Annotated in this window: 16 protein-coding genes; 9 read left to right on the plus strand and 7 right to left on the minus strand. The window is 59.3% G+C overall.

The window, feature by feature from the left end:
- Positions 1-138: 138 nt before the first annotated feature.
- The 4 genes from AC1RQB_RS17970 to AC1RQB_RS17985 all read right to left on the minus strand — a co-directional run bounded on the left by AC1RQB_RS17970 (position 139) and on the right by AC1RQB_RS17985 (position 5,865).
- Positions 139-1,182: an ABC transporter substrate-binding protein gene (locus tag AC1RQB_RS17970; RefSeq protein ID WP_008067442.1), complete on the minus strand. Its 1,044-nt coding sequence runs from the start codon at positions 1,180-1,182 to the stop codon at positions 139-141.
- Between the two features lie 49 nt (positions 1,183-1,231).
- Complete coding sequence (locus tag AC1RQB_RS17975) at positions 1,232-2,356, minus strand: ABC transporter ATP-binding protein (RefSeq protein WP_063342371.1); 1,125 nt, start codon at positions 2,354-2,356, stop codon at positions 1,232-1,234.
- 327 nt (positions 2,357-2,683) lie between these two features.
- Positions 2,684-3,313 carry a response regulator gene (locus AC1RQB_RS17980; RefSeq protein WP_008067439.1) on the minus strand — a complete coding sequence of 210 codons (630 nt, stop codon included), beginning with the start codon at positions 3,311-3,313 and terminating at the stop codon, positions 2,684-2,686.
- A 155-nt stretch (positions 3,314-3,468) separates the two neighbouring features.
- Positions 3,469-5,865 (minus strand): PAS domain-containing sensor histidine kinase, encoded by a 2,397-nt coding sequence (locus tag AC1RQB_RS17985; protein ID WP_063342370.1) that lies wholly within the window; start codon positions 5,863-5,865, stop codon positions 3,469-3,471.
- A gap of 73 nt (positions 5,866-5,938) precedes the next feature.
- Between AC1RQB_RS17985 and AC1RQB_RS17990 the strand changes: the two genes are divergently transcribed.
- The gene (locus AC1RQB_RS17990) at positions 5,939-6,931 is read left to right on the plus strand and encodes an alpha/beta hydrolase family protein (RefSeq protein WP_063342369.1); all 993 of its coding nucleotides are present in this window, start codon (positions 5,939-5,941) and stop codon (positions 6,929-6,931) included.
- A 139-nt stretch (positions 6,932-7,070) separates the two neighbouring features.
- Here the strand turns inward: AC1RQB_RS17990 and AC1RQB_RS17995 are convergent, their stop codons facing one another.
- From AC1RQB_RS17995 to AC1RQB_RS18005, 3 genes are read right to left on the minus strand one after another with little or no spacing between them, the layout of a single operon-like run.
- The gene (locus AC1RQB_RS17995; RefSeq protein WP_063342368.1) at positions 7,071-7,838 is read right to left on the minus strand and encodes a TerB family tellurite resistance protein; all 768 of its coding nucleotides are present in this window, start codon (positions 7,836-7,838) and stop codon (positions 7,071-7,073) included.
- A gap of 1 nt (position 7,839) precedes the next feature.
- Positions 7,840-8,511, minus strand: a complete 672-nt coding sequence (gene murU, locus AC1RQB_RS18000; protein WP_063342367.1) for an N-acetylmuramate alpha-1-phosphate uridylyltransferase MurU — start codon at positions 8,509-8,511, stop codon at positions 7,840-7,842.
- The gene (locus AC1RQB_RS18005) at positions 8,508-9,527 is read right to left on the minus strand and encodes an aminoglycoside phosphotransferase family protein (protein WP_207267416.1); all 1,020 of its coding nucleotides are present in this window, start codon (positions 9,525-9,527) and stop codon (positions 8,508-8,510) included. Before AC1RQB_RS18005 ends, murU begins: the two co-directional genes overlap by 4 nt.
- A gap of 130 nt (positions 9,528-9,657) precedes the next feature.
- On the opposite strand from AC1RQB_RS18005, the gene AC1RQB_RS18010 reads away from it, so the two are divergent.
- The 8 genes from AC1RQB_RS18010 to AC1RQB_RS18045 all read left to right on the plus strand — a co-directional run bounded on the left by AC1RQB_RS18010 (position 9,658) and on the right by AC1RQB_RS18045 (position 19,529).
- Entirely contained in the window at positions 9,658-12,471 is a 2,814-nt protein-coding gene (locus tag AC1RQB_RS18010) for an LPS-assembly protein LptD (RefSeq protein WP_063342366.1), read from the plus strand.
- Complete coding sequence (gene surA / locus AC1RQB_RS18015; RefSeq protein WP_157893827.1) at positions 12,452-13,768, plus strand: peptidylprolyl isomerase SurA; 1,317 nt, start codon at positions 12,452-12,454, stop codon at positions 13,766-13,768. Before AC1RQB_RS18010 ends, surA begins: the two co-directional genes overlap by 20 nt.
- Positions 13,765-14,754 (plus strand): 4-hydroxythreonine-4-phosphate dehydrogenase PdxA, encoded by a 990-nt coding sequence (gene pdxA, locus AC1RQB_RS18020; RefSeq protein WP_063342365.1) that lies wholly within the window; start codon positions 13,765-13,767, stop codon positions 14,752-14,754. Before surA ends, pdxA begins: the two co-directional genes overlap by 4 nt.
- Positions 14,751-15,569 carry a 16S rRNA (adenine(1518)-N(6)/adenine(1519)-N(6))-dimethyltransferase RsmA gene (gene rsmA / locus AC1RQB_RS18025; protein WP_063342363.1) on the plus strand — a complete coding sequence of 273 codons (819 nt, stop codon included), beginning with the start codon at positions 14,751-14,753 and terminating at the stop codon, positions 15,567-15,569. Before pdxA ends, rsmA begins: the two co-directional genes overlap by 4 nt.
- Positions 15,570-15,684: 115 nt before the next feature.
- Positions 15,685-16,065: a Co2+/Mg2+ efflux protein ApaG gene (gene apaG, locus AC1RQB_RS18030; RefSeq protein ID WP_063342361.1), complete on the plus strand. Its 381-nt coding sequence runs from the start codon at positions 15,685-15,687 to the stop codon at positions 16,063-16,065.
- On the plus strand, positions 16,065-16,946 hold the full coding sequence (locus AC1RQB_RS18035; RefSeq protein ID WP_063342359.1) for a symmetrical bis(5'-nucleosyl)-tetraphosphatase: 882 nt from the start codon (positions 16,065-16,067) through the stop codon (positions 16,944-16,946). Before apaG ends, AC1RQB_RS18035 begins: the two co-directional genes overlap by 1 nt.
- A 33-nt stretch (positions 16,947-16,979) precedes the next feature.
- Positions 16,980-17,309 (plus strand): thiosulfate sulfurtransferase GlpE, encoded by a 330-nt coding sequence (gene glpE / locus AC1RQB_RS18040; protein WP_007904261.1) that lies wholly within the window; start codon positions 16,980-16,982, stop codon positions 17,307-17,309.
- A 297-nt stretch (positions 17,310-17,606) separates the two neighbouring features.
- A complete protein-coding gene (locus tag AC1RQB_RS18045; RefSeq protein ID WP_007904259.1) occupies positions 17,607-19,529 on the plus strand; it encodes a PrkA family serine protein kinase in 1,923 nt (640 codons plus the stop codon).
- Positions 19,530-19,564: the final 35 nt, after the last annotated feature.

Raw genomic sequence — 19,564 nt, forward strand, 5'->3', positions numbered from 1 at the left:
TACTGATCGTTCCCACGCTCTGCGTGGGAACGCATCCAGTGACGCTCTGCGTCACAGGGACGCGGAGCGTCCCGGGCGGCATTCCCACGCAGAGCGTGGGAACGATCATCCGGTGAACCGTCGTCCCGTATAGCGTGGTTACTTCGCAGCCCAGGAATTGAAACGCTGCTCCAGTTGCTCGCCGTTGTCAGCCCAGAAGCTGACGTCGATCTGCACCTGGTTGGCGATGTTTTCCGGGGTGGTCGGCATGTCTTTCAGGACATCCTTGGACAGCAACGGCACGGCTTGGGTGTTGGCCGGGCCGTAGGCGATGTTTTCCGAGTAGGTCTTCTGCTGCTGCGGAGCTACCGAGAACGCGATGAATTTCTTCGCTGCTTCAGCACGGGTCTTGTCCAGACCTTTTGGAATCGCCCATGCGTCAAAGTCGTAGATACCGCCGTTCCACACCACTTTCAGGTTGCTTTCTTTCTGTACCGCCGCGATCCGGCCGTTGTAGGCCGAGCTCATGACCACGTCACCGGAGGCGAGGTATTGCGGCGGTTGAGCGCCGGCTTCCCACCACTGAATGCTTGGTTTGAGCTCATCGAGTTTCTTGAACGCACGATCCTGACCATCCTTGCCGGCCAGTACTTTGTAGACGTCTTTCGGCGCAACGCCGTCAGCCATCAGTGCGAATTCCAGGGTGTACTTGGCGCCTTTACGCAAGCCACGTTTGCCCGGGAATTTCTTGGTGTCCCAGAAATCCACCCAACTGGTCGGTGCGGAAGCCAGTTTGTCGGCGTTGTAGGCCAGCACGGTCGACCACACGAAGAAGCCCACGCCGCATGGCTGGATGGCGCCTTTGACGTAGTCTTCGGTCTTGCCGAACAACTTCGGATCAAGCTGCTCGAACATGTCCTCGTCGCAACCACGGGACAGTTCTGGCGATTCAACTTCTACCAGGTCCCAGGACACGCTCTTGGTGTCGACCATGGCTTTGACCTTGGCCATCTCGCCGTTGTACTCGCCCGCCACGATCTTGCCGTTGCCCGCCGCTTCCCACGGTGCGTAGAAGGCTTTGACCTGCGCCGCCTTGTTCGCCCCGCCAAAGGACACCACAGTCAGGTCCGGGCCCGCCGCCATTGCTTGTGCCGCACCGATCATGCCCATGACCAAAGCGGTGAATTTCAGGGATCTCAACATTTATTGTTCTCTCCACGTGCAGGGTTGGTGTTGGTGAAGCAGGGGGCGATCAATGCGCCTCTAAAAGTGGGTCGAGCGCGCGAACGTGTTCGACCTGCCAGCCAAGCGGTACCACGTCGCCGACAGCGAGCGCGGGATCGAGCTCGGCAATCGGTTGTTTCACGAAGAAGTCGGTCTTGCCGCAGACTTCCAGACGAACCCGGACGTGGTCGCCCAGATAGATGAATTCCGCCACCCGCCCCGAGAAGCGGTTGACGCAGGATTCGCTCGAACCATTGAGACTCACGCGCTCCGGGCGAATCGACAGCGTGACGGGTTCGCCGGTCTTGCCAACATTGACCGCCAGCGCTTCAACCTTTTCACCGCGACCGAGCTCGACTACGCAGCGGTCTCCGGTGTGGCTGTGCAAGCGACCATTGAGACGGTTGTTCTCGCCGATGAAGTTGGCGACGAAGGTGTTTTTCGGTTCTTCATAGAGGGAGCGCGGTGGTGCGATCTGCTGGATCTCGCCCTGGTGGAACACCGCCACACGGTCAGACATGGTCAGGGCTTCGCCCTGGTCGTGGGTCACGTAGACCACGGTCACACCGAGGCGCTGGTGCAGGTGTTTGATTTCCATCTGCATGTGTTCGCGCAGTTGTTTGTCCAGTGCGCCGAGAGGTTCATCCATCAGCACCAGTTGCGGTTCGAACACCAACGCACGGGCCAAGGCCACACGCTGTTGCTGGCCGCCGGACAGTTGCGCTGGATAACGCTGGGCGAAGGTGTCGAGCTGAACCATGCTCAAAACACGTTTGACCCGGTCACTGACATCATTCTTGTTCAAGCCGCGCACGGTCAGCGGGAACGCCAGGTTCTCGGCGACCGTCATGTGCGGGAACAACGCGTAGTTTTGGAACACCATACCGATGTCGCGTTTATGCGGCGGCACGTTGTTGATGGAACGCCCGGCCAGCTGAATTTCCCCGGCGGTCGGCGTTTCGAAACCGGCGAGCATCATCAGACTGGTGGTCTTGCCGGAGCCGGACGGCCCGAGCAAGGTGAGGAATTCGCCTTTGCGAATATCCAGGTTGAGGTCTTTGACGATCAGGTTCTCGCCGTCGTAGCTCTTTTGCACTCCACGAAAGCTGACCAGAATATCGCTGGCCCCTGCGCTTGAATCAACCTGGCTCATACCCACACCTTTGTTATTGATGACTGCTGTGGACTAAGCCTAGTGGACGCTGGGAGGGGCGCAAATCGGGGCGCAGGAGAGAATCGCCTCAGCCGGATGGAAGATTGGGGGTAGGGATTGCCCTACAAGGATGGCGGGGATGGATAGGAGCAGCGGCAAGCTTGAAGCTGCAAGCCGCAAGAACGGGTAAAAGCGGCTTTGTGAGCATGTCGCAAATGGACATGCCACAACAATCCCGTAGGAGCGAGGCTTGCCCGCGAAGGCGCCCTCACTGACGCTGAAAGCTTCGCGGGCAAGCCTCGCTCCTACGGGAGATCGTGTTCAGAATCAGAGGAGCTTGTGCTCCATTGCGTACTTCACCAGTTCGGCCAGGGAGGTGATGTTGAGTTTTTGCATCAGTCGCGCCTTGTGGGTGCTGATGGTTTTGCTGCTCAGGGCCAGTTGCTGGGCGATGTCGTTGACGTTGGCGCCTTGGGCCAGGCGTTCGAACACCGAGAACTCACGCTCCGACAGCAACGAGTGCAACGGCCGCGAATCCGTCAGGCCGACTTCGAAGACCATGCGGTCGGCCAGGTCCGGGTCGATGTATCGCCCGCCCGACGCGACTTTGCGGATTGCCGTCAGCAACAATGCCGGATCGCTGTCCTTGGTCGCATAGCCTGCGGCGCCAACCTTCAACGCCCGAGCGGCCATTTGCGCTTCGTCATGCATCGACAACACCAGAATCGCCGGGGGATTGTTCAAGGCGCGAATCCGCGGAATCGCTTCCAGGCCGTTGACCCCTGGCATGGAGATATCCAGCAACACCACTTCGCAGGGAACATGGCGCAAGGTCTCGAGCAACTGCTCGCCATTGCTCGCCTCCCCTACCACCAGCAAGTCCTTGGCCAGGCCGATCAATTGCTTGATGCCTTCGCGAACGATGGTGTGGTCTTCGGCTACCAGTACACGGATCACGTTCTTCTCCATTCTTCTTATGTCAGAGCCAGGATCTATCGCGGGCAAGCCCGCTCCCACAGTGATTTGGGGGTGTCAAAGATCTGTGCACTTACACAAACCCCTGTGGGAGCGGGCTTGCCCGCGAAGGCGCCAGCTCAAACAACACAAAACCATCAGGCTTCATCCAGCGGCACTCTTACCGTCAGGGTCGTACCCTCCCCCGGCTCACTCTCAAGTGATAACTGCCCGCCCATGATCAACACCCGCTCACGCATGCCGACCACTCCAAAGGATGTCGGCCTGCCAGTGACGGCGACAAATCCTACGCCATCATCGCTAACAGTCAGGCAAAGTTCATCGCCCTCAAGGGCCAGCGTCAGTTCAACAGTATGCGCCTGGGCGTGGCGCATGACATTGGTCAGCGCTTCCTGAAGGATCCGGAACAGCCCGATGGCCTTGGCATCGCTGAGCACCGGCAAGTTATCCGGCACCTGCACCAGACACGGGATCTGCGTGCGCGCCTCGAACCGCCGGGCCTGCCATTCAATGGCCGAGGCAATCCCGGCATCGAGAATCGGCGGCCGTAGCGCTGTGGCCACATCGCGCACCAGTTGAAACAGCTGCGCGATCAACCGCTTCATGCTGTTCAAGCGCTCATGCAGGCCCGGATCGAGCTGGGCGTAGGCCAATTCGCACATGGACGTTTCCAGCTTCAACACGGTCAGCATCTGACCCAATTCGTCGTGAACTTCCCGGGCGATGCGGGCCTTTTCCTCTTCCCGAACGCTCTCCAGGTGGGCGGACAACTCGCGCAATTGCTCACGGGAACTGGCCAGTTCCAGTTCGATGCGCTTGCTCTCGGTGATGTCCCAGACGATCCCGTCCCAGACATAGGCGCCGTCTTCGAGGCGGCGAGTGATGGCCTTGATCTCGGCCCAGCGCTGCTCGCCCTGACGGGTCAGAATCCGCCCCTGCCACGACCAGTCACTGTCGGTGTCCAGTGCATGGTCCTGAGTCTGGTGATAACTGGCTTTGTCATCCGGATGCACCAGGCTGCGCAAGCCTTTGTCGCGATGGGCCAGCGTGGCCGGCGAGTAGCCCACCAGGCTCTCGCTGCCTTCACTGATGTAGGCAAAGTCGATCTGCCCGGTCACCGGCGCGCGCTCCAGACGAAAGACCAGGCCGGGGACGTTGGCGGCGATCCCTTGCAGGCGCGCTTCGCTTTCCTGCAACGCGGCCAGGGCGCGACGACGCTCGGTGACGTCATTGAGGTAAACCACCAGGTATTCACCATCGCGAAAACGCAAGAAGCTCAACGAAACATCCGCCGGCAGAATACTGCCATCGGCTCGCACGCAATTGGTCTCGAAGCTTTGCGGCGCTTCGTCACTGGCCCGGGCGCGTTTCCACAGGCTCAGCCAGCGGTCCATGTGCAAGCCGGGTTCGAAGTCGATCAATGGCCGATCAATGATCCCGCCCACCGGGTAGCCGAGCATGGTTTCAGCCGCCCGGTTGGCATAGCGCACATGGCTGTCCCAGTTGACCCAAAGGATGCCGACGGTGCTCTGATCGATGGAAAACTGCGTGAGGCGCAAGGCCTCTTCGCTGGCCTCGCGCAGGGCAATGTCTTCGCGTGCCGCCAGCAATCGCTGCTCCAGACTGTGTTGCTGGCGACGTTGCCAGAACACAATGGCCATGCTGCTCAGCAGCAACACCACCAAGAGCAGGCAGAGGTTTTGCCAGAAACCCGGCGACTCGGACAGCCGCGGATACTTGGGTTGCACCCATTGATTGTGCAGTTGCTCCAGATCCTTGGCCGGGATCGCCCGCAGCGCGCTTTCGACGATGCCGGCCAACTCCGGCCAATCCCGGCGCGTGGCCACTCGCAGCAGTTGCGGGAAACCGATATCGCCCACCACCGCCAGCCCGGAGAACTCGGGCTCGGCAGACAGACGCCCGAACTGCGCTTCATCGACCACGGCGTAACCGGCCTGCTGACTCAACAACAGTTGTAGCGCCTGGCGCTCCAGAGGCACGCCCTGCAAGTTCAGATGGGGATAATTGCTGCGCAGATAATCGGCGGTGACGCTGGGCATGCGCACGGCAACGCGGGTCTGGCTGTCGAGTTTTTCCAGTTCTACCGCCCCGGTGCTTTTCTGGTCGCTGACCACCAGTTGCGACACCCGCATGTAAGGGTCGGAAAATTGCCAGAGCCGCAAACCCACGGGGGTTTGCGTCAGACCTGGCGCGATATCGATGTCGCCTTCACGGGCCGCGGCTTCCAGTTGCGCAAGATCGGGATAATTACGCCAGCTCAGTTCGATCTTGAGCGCCTTGGCCAGCCACTTCATCAGCTCGATATTAACCCCGGACAGGCGCTGCAAACGGCGATCGTATTGGGCATAAGGCGTTTGCAACACCACGCCGACCCGCAACTCGCCATGCTGCGCCAGCCATTGCTGTTGCGCTGGCAACAGCTGCACGACGTGCGCCGGTGGCGCGGGCGCCGCCCAGCCCATCAAGGGAAACCATAAACAGCCGATAACCCACAGGCAGCGAAAATGCATCATCGAAGTCTCACACACTGACAAATACTGACCAACCCATTAGGCTGCCGGAATAACTTCTGGCCTGGAATATCCGATGCCCCCTGTCTACCGCCTGGCACTGCCAGCATTGTGCCTGTCGTTGATCCTGCCTTGCGCGTTTTCCGTCGAAGCGGCCGACCCGGCACCTGCCGCTGCGGAAAAACCCGCAGAAGAAAAACCGGTTGAACGCCAGCGGCTGCTTGAGCGTAGTCAGGAAGAAGCGGCAGCACTTGAGCGAAAAATCCCTGCGCAGGAACAGCAACAACTGCAAGCCGGCACCGACAGCTTTCTCGCCTTGTGGAAACCGGCCAATACCGCCGAACCCAAAGGCGCGGTGATTATCATCCCGGGCGCCGGAGAAACCGTTGACTGGCCGCAAGCGATCAGCCCATTGCGCCACAAATTGCCGGACGCCGAGTGGAGCAGCTTGAGTATCACCTTGCCGGACCTGCAAAGCGACGCCATTGCGCCACGTATCGTCGAAGTGGCGCCAGCGCCCAAAGCGCCTGATGCCGGCAGCAAAGACGCGACGACTGCGGCGCCCATCGAACAGGCGGCCGGCGGCGAAGCGGAGGTGACTGACAAGGCCATCGTCGAAACCAACGAAGAACAAGCCAAAGCCGACGCCGAGCGAATCTTCGCCCGTATCGATGCAGCCATCGCCTACGCCGAACAGCAAAGTGCTCGCAGTATTGTCGTGCTGGGCCATGGCACCGGCGCTTACTGGGCCGCGCGCTATCTGAGCGAGAAGCAGCCATCGCAAGTCGAGAAGTTGGTGATGGTCGCAGCCCAGACGCCTGTTACAGCAAAACCGGGACTGGCTGAGCTCACCCCCACCTTGAAGCTGCCTACCGCAGACATTTTCTATATGGATAAGCCGGTGGATCGTAACGCGGCGCTGGAACGTTTGCAGGCCAGCAAACGCTTGAAAACTTCGGGGTTCAGTCAGGTGTCGCTCAAGGCTTTGCCGGGGAATGCCAAGGCCGAGCAAGAGCAGTTGGTGCGTCGGGTGCGCGGGTGGTTGAATCCGCAGAATGCGGCGGACTGATAGACCGAGTCGTCCTCATCGCGGGCAAGCCTCGCTCCCACAGGTTTTATGTCGATAGCAAAAAATTGCGTACGACTCAAATCCTGTGGGAGCGAGGCTTGCCCGCGATGGCGGCATCACTGGTGACACAAACCTTTGGCTAACGAAAATCCCGCCGCTCACGAATCAACGTATAAGCGGTATGCAATTCACGGGTCCTGTCCGTTGCCTCACGAACCTGCAACGCCGTCGCACCGCTGCCGGCAATCTTGTCCGGATGATGGCGACTGAGCAGGCGTCGATAGGCGTGCTTGATCTGTGCCGGCTCACTTGTGGCAGACACGCCCAACAGTCGCAAGGCATCCTGATACGTGATCGCGCTGGTGACCAACGGTCGCTTCTGCGGCTCGTAATCGCTGGCCAGCGCCTGCACCTGATGCGACGTCCAGCCGAGCCATTTGCCCCACTGGGCTATCAGCTCGCGCTCATTGCTACCGGCGCGACCATCAGCCCAGACCATCCGCCAACAGGCACGCAACACACCTTCCGCCGCAAAGGGCTGAGTACTCAGGCGTCGCAGATAACCACGCAACTGGTCATGTCCCGACTTGCCACGGTTGAACGCCGCAATCGCTCGACGTTGCGCCGGTTCGCTCATCTCCAGCGAACGCATTTCCTGCCGCGCCTGCTGGATGTGCCCATCCACTACCCGCCCATCGCTCTTGGCCAATCGGCCTAGCAACACGAACAGCAGCTCATCGTTGCGCAGCACCGAGCGCCCACCGAATTTTTCCCATAAATGCGCCCAGCTTTGCAGGTGCAAACGCCGGTCCAGCGCCTGCCCCAATAAAGCACCGAGCATGGCCCCCGGAATGCTGGCTATTGCAAAGCCCGCTCCGGCTCCAATCAGAGTCCCTGGCCACAACATGTCAGCGTCTCGCTTCTATCAGAGTGTCTACTTCAGCCAGGCGCTCGTGGGTGCCGACATCCACCCAATGCCCATTCAGGCGTTCGCCGGTCACTTGCCCGTCAGCCATGGCTTTGCGCAGCAGCGGCGCAAGTTTGAAGGCACCGGCCGGGCACCCGTCAAACAGCTGCGGGTGCAGCACAGCGATGCCGCTGTAGGTCAAGGTTGATGTACCCGGCTGACCGTCCTGCACATGGCCATCGACCAAAGTGAAATCCCCACTCGGGTGATGCGCCGGGTTGTTTGCCAATACCAGATGAGCGAGCCCGGCGATGGGCTGATGCAACACGCTGAAGTCGTAGTCGGTCCAGATGTCACCGTTGACCACCACAAAGGCCTCGTCACCCAACAACGGCAACGCACGGAAAATACCGCCACCGGTCTCCAGCGGCTCACCTTCCGCCGAATACTGGATGCTCACGCCGTACCGCGAACCATCGCCCAGATAATCTTCGATCTGCTGACCGAGCCAGGCATGGTTGATCACGATCTCGCTAAACCCTGCAGCCGCCAGGGCGTGCAGGTGATATTCGATCAGGGGCACTCCGCCGGCGCGAACCAGCGGTTTTGGCGTGGTCAGGGTCAACGGACGCATGCGCTCGCCTTTACCCGCGGCCAGAATCATTGCCTTCATGCCGTCGCTCCAGCACGCAGACTGGCCAGCAACTCACCCAACTCCGCCAGTTCAGGGCGACGGGCGATGACCGCGTCTATATAAGCAAAGAAGCGCGGCACGTCGCCGAGGTAGCGCGGCTTGCCGTCGCGATGGCAGATACGGGCAAAGATGCCGATGACTTTCAGGTGGCGTTGCACGCCCATCAGGTCGCTGGCGCGCAGGAAATCTTCAAAGTCTGGCTGCACCGGGATGTCGAGTGCGCCGGCTTGCTGCCAGTAACCCTCCAGCCAGCCACGCACGCGCTCTTCAGGCCAGCTGAGGAAGGCGTCCTTGAACAGGCAAGTCACGTCGTAGGTCACAGGACCGTAAACCGCGTCCTGAAAATCCAGCACGCCGGGATTCGGTTCGCTGAGCATCAGGTTGCGCGGCATGTAGTCGCGATGCACCAGGACTTTGGGCTGGGCCAGAGCGCTGTCGATCAGCAGGTCGCTGACCTGCTGCCAAAGTGTTTGCTGCGCCGAGTCGAACTCGATGCCCAGCTCACGTTTCACATACCACTCGGGGAACAGTTCCAGCTCGCGACGCAGCAGCGCCACGTCATAACTCGGCAGCGGCGCCACCATCGGCAACTGCTGGAAAGCCAGCAGTGCTTGCAGGGCATCCTTGAACAAATCGTCGGCGTTTTCGCTGTCGATCACGTCCAGGTAAGTCTTGTTGCCCAGGTCATTGAGCAAAAGAAAACCACGTTCAAGGTCTTCGGCATAAATTTTCGGCACGTTTATTCCGGATTTCGCCAACAGAAAAGCGATATCCACGAAGGGTTTGCAGTTTTCCTGGGGCGGCGGCGCGTCCATCACGACGAAACTTCGGCCTGCGCCTTCCCAGCGAAAATAGCGCCGAAAACTCGCGTCGCTACTGGCCGCAGTCAACGTGGCCGGGGGCACGGTGCCCCAACCTTGTTCTGCAAAGAGGATAGCCAACTGTTCATCGAGCCAAACTTTCAGGTGTTGCAAACGTACATCTTGGTCAGGCATTGCAAGGGTCTCCGACGGCGCTAGCCGTCAAGCGGGTCATGCTTTATTATCCAGCATCTTTTTCAGACCATCGAGAGGCGTGCGGCCCACACCGCGGGCAGATGGCACGCAGGAAGCCCGGACTAATAAGATGGCATTGAAATCCCCCGCGTTTCGTAAAAAATTTCCGTTGTTGGTTACCGGCAGTCTGCTGGCCCTGCAACCTCTAGCCACTTCGTTCGTGGTCGCCGCGGAACAGTATGACTGCTCAGTCTCTGCTTCGGGTGCCTGGGACTGTGCGCCAAAGGCACCGGCTGCTGCATTGCCGCCACGCCCCGTCCATGACGGCAGCGCAGTTTCCGCCACTGGCGAAGCTGCGACAGACACCGGCTCCAGCGCAGACACCGGCGCCAAGCCTGTCCTGGTTACCGAGTCCAAGGGCCGTGGCCTGAAGTCGCGTAGTGAAGACTACAGTCACCTCGACTGGGTTCCGCGCGAGAAGCTCACCGCAGCGCAATTGGCCGAAACCGGTCCTTACTGCTCTGGTTCCTATATCGAACCGATTCGTCCTGGCATGAATGACAAGACGGATAAAAGTGACGCTCCAACCTTTATCGGCGCCAAGGCCTCCCGCTATAAGCAGGAAGAGCAGATCGCTACCCTGGCCGGTGACGTGGTCATGCGTCAGGGCAGCATGCAGGCCGAAGCCGACGAAGCGAACCTGTACCAGGCCGAAAGCCGTGGCGAACTGAGTGGCAACGTGCGCATTCGCGACAACGGCGCACTGATCGTGGGCGACCACGCCGACGTGCAGCTCGACACCGGTGAAGCCAAGGTCGACAACGCTGAATACGTGATGCACAAATCGCGTATCCGCGGTAACGCGCTGTACGCCAAGCGTGCAGAGAACGCAATCATCCGTCTCAAGGATGGTACGTACACCACGTGCGAACCGGACAGCAACGCCTGGCAGCTCAAGGGCAACAACATCACCTTGAACCCGGCGACCGGTTTCGGTACTGCGACCAACGTGACGCTGCGGGTCAAGGACATTCCGGTTCTGTACACGCCGTACATCTACTTCCCGATCGACGACCGTCGCCAGTCCGGCTTCCTGCCGCCGACTGTGGGCACCGGCAGCGATACCGGCTTCCTGCTCGTTACCCCGTATTACTTCAACCTGGCCCCGAACTACGATGCCACGTTGTACCCACGCTACATGAGTAAGCGTGGCCTGTTGATGGAAGGCGAGTTCCGCTACCTGACCGAATCCAGCGAAGGTCAGTTCGGCGCCGCGTATCTCAACGACGAGAACGACGATCGCAAGCTGCAGAGTGACTACGAAAAAACCCGCTACATGTACAACTGGCAGCACAAGGGTGGTCTGGACTCACGCGTAATGACTCAGGTCGATTACACCAAGATCAGCGATCCGTATTACTTCCAGGATCTGCAGACTGATCAGATTGGTGTGAAAAGTGCCGATTTCGTGAATCAGCAAGGTTCTGTCACCTATCGTGGCGACAGCTACACCGCTCGTTTGAATGCCCAGGCTTATCAGCTGGCGACTGTTTCGAACATCACGCCTTATGATCGTTTGCCGCAAATCACCTTCAATGGCCAGCTGCCGTATCATCCGGAAGGTCTGGATTTCGATTACGAGACTGAAATCGTCCGATTCGACCGTGACTTGGAAAGTGGCAACTTCGTAAATGAAGATGGCACCGTCGAACCGCGACTTGATAACAACGTGACCGGCCTGGCTCGCGCTAACGGCGACCGTTTGAATCTCAAGCCGGGTGTCAGCCTGCCCTTGAACTGGACCTATGGTTTCCTGAAGCCATCGCTCAAGTATCAGTACACCCAGTACCAACTGGATCTGGACGGCACCGGCAAAAATCAAATCGTTGCTCAACAAAACGCAGCAGCGGCCGCTGGTACCGATTACATCGGTGGTGAATTCGGCAGCAACCAAAATCGCGGTGTACCGATCGCGAGCATAGACAGCGGCCTGTACTTCGATCGCAATACCCAATGGTTCGGCAAAAATTATCGCCAAACCCTGGAACCTCGCCTGTTCTACCTCTATGTACCTGAGGAAGACCAGGAAGACATTCCGGTATTCGATACAGGCGAATACACCTTCAACTACGCCTCGCTGTTCCGCGACAACCGCTTCTCCGGCTCCGACCGTGTCGGCGACGAGAACAAGCTGTCGCTGGGCGTGACCAACCGCTGGATTGAAGATAACGGCTTCGAACGTCAACGCATCAGCGTCGGCCAGGCCTTGTACTTCAAGGACCGCGAAGTACAGTTGCCAGGTATCGATGCGAAAACCCGCGATGATGCAAAATCCAGTGTTTCGCCTTATGCGCTGGAATACGAATACCGCTGGAACCGCGATTGGCGCACCACCGCCGATTACAACTGGGACCCGGACAGCCGCAGCCCTCGCTCGGGCAGCGCGATGTTCCACTACCAGCCTGAAGACAACCCGAACAAGGTCATCAACGCCGGTTATCGCTATCGCAATGACCAGGTCCGTTATGACCAGAACACCGGTAAATGGTCGGTAGGCGGCGGTGACTACGGTACTCCGGGCACTCCTGGCTATGTGAAGGACTACTACAAGATCAAGCAGCACGACTTCTCGGTGATCTGGCCGATCGTGCCGCAGTGGAACGCCATCAGCCGCTGGCAGTATGACTACAACCGCAACCGTACTCTGGAAGCCTTTGGTGGTTTCGAATACGACAACTGCTGCTGGAAATTGCGCCTGATCAACCGTTACTGGGTCAGCTATGACGAGTTCAGTCAGAACGCCCCGGAAAACGAAAAAGGCGACCACGGCGTCTTCCTCCAAATTGTTCTGAAGGGACTCGGCGGCCTCACTGGCGCCAAGGTAGAGAGCTTCCTCGACAAAGGCATCCAAGGTTATCGTGAACGTGAAGACCAAGCTTTCTGATTGTCTGCGCCCGCTGATGCTGGGCGCGCTGTTCCTGGGTACCGCGGCCAACGCCGCGGTACAGTCCATCGATAAAGTGGTGGCCATCGTCGACAACGACGTGGTCATGCAGAGCCAACTGGACCAGCGCGTTCACGAAGTTCAGCAAACCATCGCCAAACGCGGTGCTGCCGTACCGCCTGCCGGCGTGCTGGATCAGCAGGTGCTCGAACGTCTGATCGTCGAAAACCTGCAACTGCAGATCGGCGAGCGTTCCGGTATCCGCATTACCGATGAAGAACTGAACCAGGCCGTCGGCACCATTGCCCAGCGCAACAACATGTCGATTGAGCAATTCCGCTCCGCTTTGTCTCGCGACGGCCTGTCTTATGACGACGCTCGTGACCAGATTCGCCGCGAAATGATCATCAGCCGTGTACGTCAGCGCCGTGTGGCTGAACGCATCCAGGTGTCCGAGCAGGAAGTGAAGAACTTCCTGGCGTCCGACCTGGGCAAGATGCAGCTGTCCGAAGAGTTCCGTCTGGCCAACATCCTGATTCCTACGCCGGAAAGCGCCAACTCCGACGCGATTCAGAATGCAGCCAAACAAGCCGACGCGGTTTACCAGCAACTCAAGCAAGGCGCTGACTTCGGTCAGTTGGCAATCGCCAAATCCGCCAGCGAAACCGCACTGGAAGGCGGCGACATGGGCTGGCGTAAAGCCGCTCAACTGCCACCTCCGTTCGATCGCCTGCTGGGCTCCATGGCTGTTGGCGACATTACCCAGCCTATGCGTACCCCGGGCGGCTTCATCATTTTGAAGATCCTCGACAAGCGTGGCGGCGAAGCCCAGGTGCGTGACGAAGTGCATGTGCGTCACATCCTGGTCAAACCAAGCCCGATCCGCGACGAAGCAAAAACCAAGGCTCTGGCTGATTCGCTCTATTCCCGCATCGAAGCGGGCGAAGATTTCGGCGAGCTGGCGAAAAGCTTCTCGGAAGATCCGGGCTCCGCCCTCAACGGTGGCGACCTGAACTGGATCGACCCGAATGCACTGGTGCCTGAGTTCCGCGAAGTGATGGCCAAGACCCCACAAGGTCAGCTGTCCAAGCCGTTCCAGACTCAATATGGCTGGCACGTTCTCGAAGTCCTTGGCCGCCGCGCCACCGACAGCACCAGCCAGGCCCGCGAACAGCAAGCGATGACCGTACTGCGTAACCGCAAATACGATGAAGAGCTGCAAACCTGGCTGCGTCAGATCCGTGACGAAGCGTACGTAGAAATCAAGCTCCCTGGTGCAGACCAGGCAACGCAGTGAAACCCAAGCGTTTCGCGTTGACCCCCGGCGAACCGGCCGGCATAGGTCCCGACCTGTGCCTGCTGCTCGCCTCGCAAGCTCAGCCATACCCCCTGATTGCCATTACCAGCCGCGACCTGCTCATCGAGCGGGCCGCGCAGTTGGGCGTGGTTGTCGATCTGCTGCCGGTAACACCGGACAGCTGGCCGGACGTTCCTGCACCCGCCAACAGCCTGTATGTGTGGGATACACCGCTTAACGCCAAGGTCATCGCCGGGCAACTGGACAAGGCCAATGCTGCTTTCGTTCTGGAAACCCTGACGCGTGCTGGCCAAGGCTGCCTGGACGGGGATTTCGCCGGCATGATTACCGCGCCTGTACACAAGGGCGTGATCAATGAATCCGGAATCGCCTTTTCCGGGCACACGGAATTTCTCGCGGACCTGACTCATACCACGCAAGTGGTGATGATGCTCGCCACCCGCGGCTTGCGCGTAGCGCTGGTTACTACTCACCTGCCCCTTCGCGAGATTGCCGATGCAATCACACCGGAGCGTCTGGAACGGGTCACGCGGATCCTGTACGCCGACCTGCAAGAAAAATTCGGCATCGCCCAGCCACGCATCCTGGTTTGCGGGCTTAACCCGCACGCCGGTGAAGGCGGTCATCTGGGCCATGAAGAAATCGACATCATCGAACCTACATTAGAGCGCCTGCGCGGCGAGGGCATGGACCTTCGCGGTCCCCTGCCCGCCGACACTCTGTTTACCCCCAAATATCTGGAGCACTGCGACGCGGTGCTGGCGATGTACCACGACCAGGGCCTGCCCGTGCTGAAATACAAAGGCTTCGGCGCGGCAGTCAACGTGACCCTTGGCTTGCCGATCATCCGTACTTCGGTCGACCATGGCACCGCCCTGGATCTGGCCGGCAGCGGCAAAATTGATACCGGCAGCCTGCAAGTCGCCCTGGAAACCGCCTACCAGATGGCCGAGACCCGTTTATGACCGAGCATTACCAACACCGGGCGCGCAAGCGCTTCGGCCAGAACTTCCTGCACGATGCCGGTGTTATCGACCGCATCCTGCGTTCCATTCACGCCAAACCCGAAGACCGCCTGCTGGAAATCGGCCCGGGCCAGGGCGCATTGACCGAAGGCCTGCTCAACAGCGGCGCCCAGCTGGACGTAGTAGAGCTGGACAAGGACCTGATCCCGATCCTCAATCAGCAGTTCGCCAGCAAGAGCAATTTCCACCTGCATCAGGGTGACGCGCTGAAGTTCGACTTCAACAGCCTGAACGCCGCGCCGAACAGCCTGCGAGTGGTCGGCAACCTGCCGTACAACATCTCTACGCCGCTGATTTTTCATCTGCTGCACAACGCAAGCCTGATTCGTGACATGCACTTCATGCTGCAAAAAGAAGTGGTCGAGCGTCTGGCGGCGGGGCCTGGTGGCGGTGACTGGGGTCGCCTGTCGATCATGGTTCAGTACCATTGCCGGGTCGAACATCTATTCAACGTCGGCCCGGGCGCATTCAATCCGCCGCCGAAAGTCGACTCGGCCATCGTGCGCCTGGTGCCTCACGCGGTACTGCCGCATCCAGCCAAAGATCACAAACTGCTGGAGCGCGTCGTGCGCGAAGCCTTCAACCAGCGCCGTAAAACCCTGCGCAACACGCTGAAATTGTTGCTGAGCAACACTGAAATCGAAGCCGCCGGCGTCGATGGCAGCCTACGCCCCGAGCAGCTCGATCTGGCGGCCTTCGTTCGTCTGGCCGACAAGCTCAGCGAACAAGTCCTACACAAGCCTGCCACCGACTGAAAGGCGATGAGCGCTATCGGGTAGGACGCCACTCTGGTTTACTACCCGATACTTGGCCTAGACTGAGTTCTATCAGCTATGCCCCGCGTCCCGCTTCGTTTCTAAGGCCTTTTGCATGTCCGATCCTCGTTATCAGGTCGACGTCAGCGTCGTCACCCGCTATCTGGCAGAACAATCGCAACCCGAGCAAAATCGCTTTGCCTTCGCCTACACCATCACCGTGCAGAACAATGGCCTGGTGCCCGCCAAACTGCTTTCACGGCACTGGGTGATTACCGACGGTGACGGGCATGTCGAGGAGGTTCGTGGTGCAGGCGTCGTCGGCCAGCAGCCGTTGATCGACGTGGGCAAGAGCCACACTTACAGCAGCGGCACCGTCATGACCTCCAAGGTCGGCACGATGCAGGGCACTTATGAGATGGTCGCCGAGGACGGTAAACACTTCGACGCCGTCATCGCTCCGTTTCGCCTGGCCGTACCCGGAGCCCTGCACTGATGGCGACGTATGCCGTCGGCGATTTGCAAGGTTGCCTTGAGCCGCTGCAATGCCTGCTCAAGCAAGTCGCTTTCGACCCGGCAAAGGATCGCTTGTGGCTGGTGGGTGACCTCATCAACCGTGGCCCACAGTCGCTGGACACCTTGCGCTTCCTTTATAGCATCCGCGAATCGCTGGTGTGCGTACTCGGCAACCACGACCTGCACTTGCTGGCCGTCGGGCAAAACATCGAACGTCTGAAGAAGGCCGACACGCTTCGCGAGATTCTTGAAGCACCCGATTGCGCGGAGCTGCTGGAGTGGGTTCGGCAACAAAAGCTCATGCATTACGACGAGCAGCGCGATATCGCCCTGGTCCATGCCGGCATTCCGCCGCAATGGTCGCTGCGCAAAGCCTTGAAGTGCGCCGCCGAAGTCGAAGAAGCCCTGCACGACGACAACCGCTTCGCGCCTTACCTCGACGGTATGTACGGCAACGAGCCGGTGAAATGGGACAACGACCTCAAAGGCGCCGCGCGCTTGCGAGTCATCACCAACTATTTCACCCGGATGCGCTTTTGCACCAGCGACGGCAAACTCGATCTCAAGGGCAAGGAAGGCGTCGACACCGCACCGCCGGGCTATGCGCCGTGGTTCACCCACAAGGAGCGCAAGACCAAAGGCCTGAAGATCATCTTCGGCCATTGGGCGGCGCTCGAAGGCCAGTGCAACGAGCCAGGTCTGTTTGCGCTCGACACCGGTTGCGTCTGGGGTGGCGCCATGACCCTGATGAACGTCGACACCGGTGAGCGCCTGCAATGTAAATGCGACACCCATGGCCACACTCGGCCGGCTGTCGCCGCCCCTATTCCCGAACAAACGTCAGCCAGCGCCCCGCGCTAGACTGCGCTTTCAGCCGAGCCACAGGAGCCCGCCATGAGCGAATTCAAACGTATCCCCCCAGAACAGGCCCAGGCCCTGCGCGAACAAGGCGCGGTGGTGGTCGATGTCCGCGATCCGGCAACGTTTGCCGCGCTGCACATTGCCGGCTCCAAGCATCTGGACAACCATTCTCTGCATGCTTTCATTCAGGGCGCTGACCTGGACGCGCCGACGGTAGTGGTCTGCTATCACGGAAATTCCAGCCAAGGCGCGGCTGCCTATCTAGTCAGCCAAGGCTTCTCCGACGTCTATAGCATGGATGGCGGTTTCGAGTTGTGGCGTACGACCTATCCTTCGGAAACGGCGCAAGGCACTTCCGAATAATTTTTTTCATTACGCGCAAGCCCCGGTCCCCGCGGGCTAGCGCGGTGACAGACGAACGGTCTGCCACAACTTATTACGCATCTTGCATTTACCTTCCGAATTCCCAACTATCCTTAAGCGCAGGCCATCCAAAACAGGGGAGAGCCGGTACACCGGCGCGCGGGTCATCGGGAGTAGCTTTCGGAGTCGTCAGCTCCGGGAGAGTTCTGGGGGGTAAACAGCAACTGCCTGTTCGGTTGCTGCCAGCATCGACTGAGTGATCCGGCGTCGGCTCCACGTATCGAGCGAGGTGACGTCATGAGTATCTTTAGCCACTTCCAACAACGCTTCGAGTCCACGCGCCAGGAAGAACTCTCTCTGCAGGAGTACCTGGAGCTGTGCAAAAAGGACCGCAGCGCCTACGTTTCCGCCGCCGAGCGTCTCTTGCTGGCCATCGGAGAACCGGAGCTGCTCGACACCTCGACCAACTCGAGGCTGTCGCGAATCTTTTCCAACAAGGTGATCCGCCGCTATCCGGCCTTTGAAGACTTCCATGGGATGGAAGAATGCATCGACCAGATCGTGTCGTATTTCCGCCATGCGGCCCAGGGTCTGGAAGAGAAGAAACAGATCCTCTACCTGCTCGGCCCTGTCGGTGGCGGTAAGTCGTCCCTGGCCGAAAAGCTCAAACAACTGATCGAGAAAGTGCCCTTCTACGCAATCAAGGGCTCGCCGGTTTTCGAGTCGCCCCTGGGTCTGTTCAACGCCACCGAAGATGGCGCGATCCTCGAGGAAGACTTCGGCATTCCCCGGCGCTATCTCAATACCATCATGTCGCCATGGGCCACCAAGCGCCTGGCCGAATTCGGCGGCGACATCAGCCAGTTCCGCGTGGTGAAACTCTATCCATCGATCCTCAACCAGATTGCGGTCGCGAAAACCGAGCCGGGAGATGAAAACAACCAGGACATCTCGGCACTGGTGGGTAAGGTCGATATTCGCAAACTGGAAGAGTTCCCGCAGAACGACGCCGATGCCTATAGCTACTCGGGGGCGCTGTGCCGCGCCAACCAGGGCTTGATGGAGTTCGTCGAAATGTTCAAGGCACCGATCAAGGTGCTGCACCCATTGCTGACGGCCACCCAGGAAGGCAACTACAACAGCACCGAAGGTTTGGGGGCGATTCCGTTTACCGGGATCCTGCTGGCCCACTCCAACGAATCGGAATGGCACACCTTCCGCAACAACAAGAACAACGAAGCATTCATCGACCGGATCTATATCGTCAAAGTGCCGTACTGCCTGCGCGTCAGCGACGAGGTGAAGATCTACGACAAGCTTCTGTTCAACAGCTCGCTGGCCAAGGCCCATTGCGCGCCCGACACTCTGAAAATGCTCGCGCAGTTCACCGTACTCTCGCGCCTCAAGGAGCCGGAAAACTCCAACATCTATTCCAAGATGCGCGTATATGACGGCGAAAACCTCAAGGACACCGATCCGAAGGCCAAGTCGATCCAGGAATACCGCGACGCAGCGGGTGTCGACGAAGGCATGAACGGTCTGTCGACCCGCTTCGCCTTCAAGATTCTTTCGAAGGTCTTCAACTTCGATCCGCACGAAATCGCCGCCAACCCGGTACATCTGCTCTACGTACTGGAACAGCAGATCGAACAGGAACAGTTCCAGGCCGAGACCCGGGAACGCTATCTGCGCTTCCTGAAAGAGTACCTGGCGCCGCGTTATATCGAATTCATCGGCAAGGAGATCCAGACTGCCTACCTTGAGTCTTACAGCGAATACGGTCAGAACATCTTCGATCGCTACGTGCTGTACGCCGACTTCTGGATTCAGGATCAGGAATACCGCGACCCGGAAACCGGCGAGATCCTCAACCGCGTAGCCCTGAACGAGGAACTGGAGAAAATCGAAAAACCGGCCGGCATCAGCAATCCGAAGGATTTCCGCAACGAAATCGTCAACTTCGTACTGCGCGCCCGAGCCAACAACAACGGCAAGAACCCAACCTGGCTCAGCTACGAAAAACTGCGGGTGGTCATCGAGAAGAAAATGTTCTCCAACACCGAGGATTTGCTGCCGGTCATCAGCTTCAACGCCAAGGCCAGCAAAGAGGACCAGCAGAAGCACAACGACTTCGTCACACGGATGGTCGAGCGGGGCTACACCGACAAACAGGTACGACTGCTGTCCGAGTGGTACCTGCGGGTCAGAAAATCACAGTAACCCGCTGCCGGTCAGACCGGTTGTCGTTAGCCCGA

It is taken from the genome of Pseudomonas sp. GW822-FHT02E03, from assembly GCF_058802325.1.

What these genes read in the sequence shown, in the direction of transcription:
- rsmA (WP_063342363.1), top strand. Translation starts at nt 14,751, where the DNA reads ATGACCGAGCATTACCAACACCGGGCGCGCAAGCGCTTCGGCCAGAAC.
- glpE (WP_007904261.1), top strand. Translation starts at nt 16,980, where the DNA reads ATGAGCGAATTCAAACGTATCCCCCCAGAACAGGCCCAGGCCCTGCGC.
- AC1RQB_RS17995 (WP_063342368.1), bottom strand. Translation starts at nt 7,838, where the DNA reads ATGTTGTGGCCAGGGACTCTGATTGGAGCCGGAGCGGGCTTTGCAATA.
- AC1RQB_RS17990 (WP_063342369.1), top strand. Translation starts at nt 5,939, where the DNA reads ATGCCCCCTGTCTACCGCCTGGCACTGCCAGCATTGTGCCTGTCGTTG.
- AC1RQB_RS18045 (WP_007904259.1), top strand. Translation starts at nt 17,607, where the DNA reads ATGAGTATCTTTAGCCACTTCCAACAACGCTTCGAGTCCACGCGCCAG.
- AC1RQB_RS18035 (WP_063342359.1), top strand. Translation starts at nt 16,065, where the DNA reads ATGGCGACGTATGCCGTCGGCGATTTGCAAGGTTGCCTTGAGCCGCTG.
- AC1RQB_RS17985 (WP_063342370.1), bottom strand. Translation starts at nt 5,865, where the DNA reads ATGATGCATTTTCGCTGCCTGTGGGTTATCGGCTGTTTATGGTTTCCC.
- murU (WP_063342367.1), bottom strand. Translation starts at nt 8,511, where the DNA reads ATGAAGGCAATGATTCTGGCCGCGGGTAAAGGCGAGCGCATGCGTCCG.
- apaG (WP_063342361.1), top strand. Translation starts at nt 15,685, where the DNA reads ATGTCCGATCCTCGTTATCAGGTCGACGTCAGCGTCGTCACCCGCTAT.
- AC1RQB_RS18005 (WP_207267416.1), bottom strand. Translation starts at nt 9,527, where the DNA reads ATGCCTGACCAAGATGTACGTTTGCAACACCTGAAAGTTTGGCTCGAT.
- AC1RQB_RS18010 (WP_063342366.1), top strand. Translation starts at nt 9,658, where the DNA reads ATGGCATTGAAATCCCCCGCGTTTCGTAAAAAATTTCCGTTGTTGGTT.
- AC1RQB_RS17970 (WP_008067442.1), bottom strand. Translation starts at nt 1,182, where the DNA reads ATGTTGAGATCCCTGAAATTCACCGCTTTGGTCATGGGCATGATCGGT.
- AC1RQB_RS17975 (WP_063342371.1), bottom strand. Translation starts at nt 2,356, where the DNA reads ATGAGCCAGGTTGATTCAAGCGCAGGGGCCAGCGATATTCTGGTCAGC.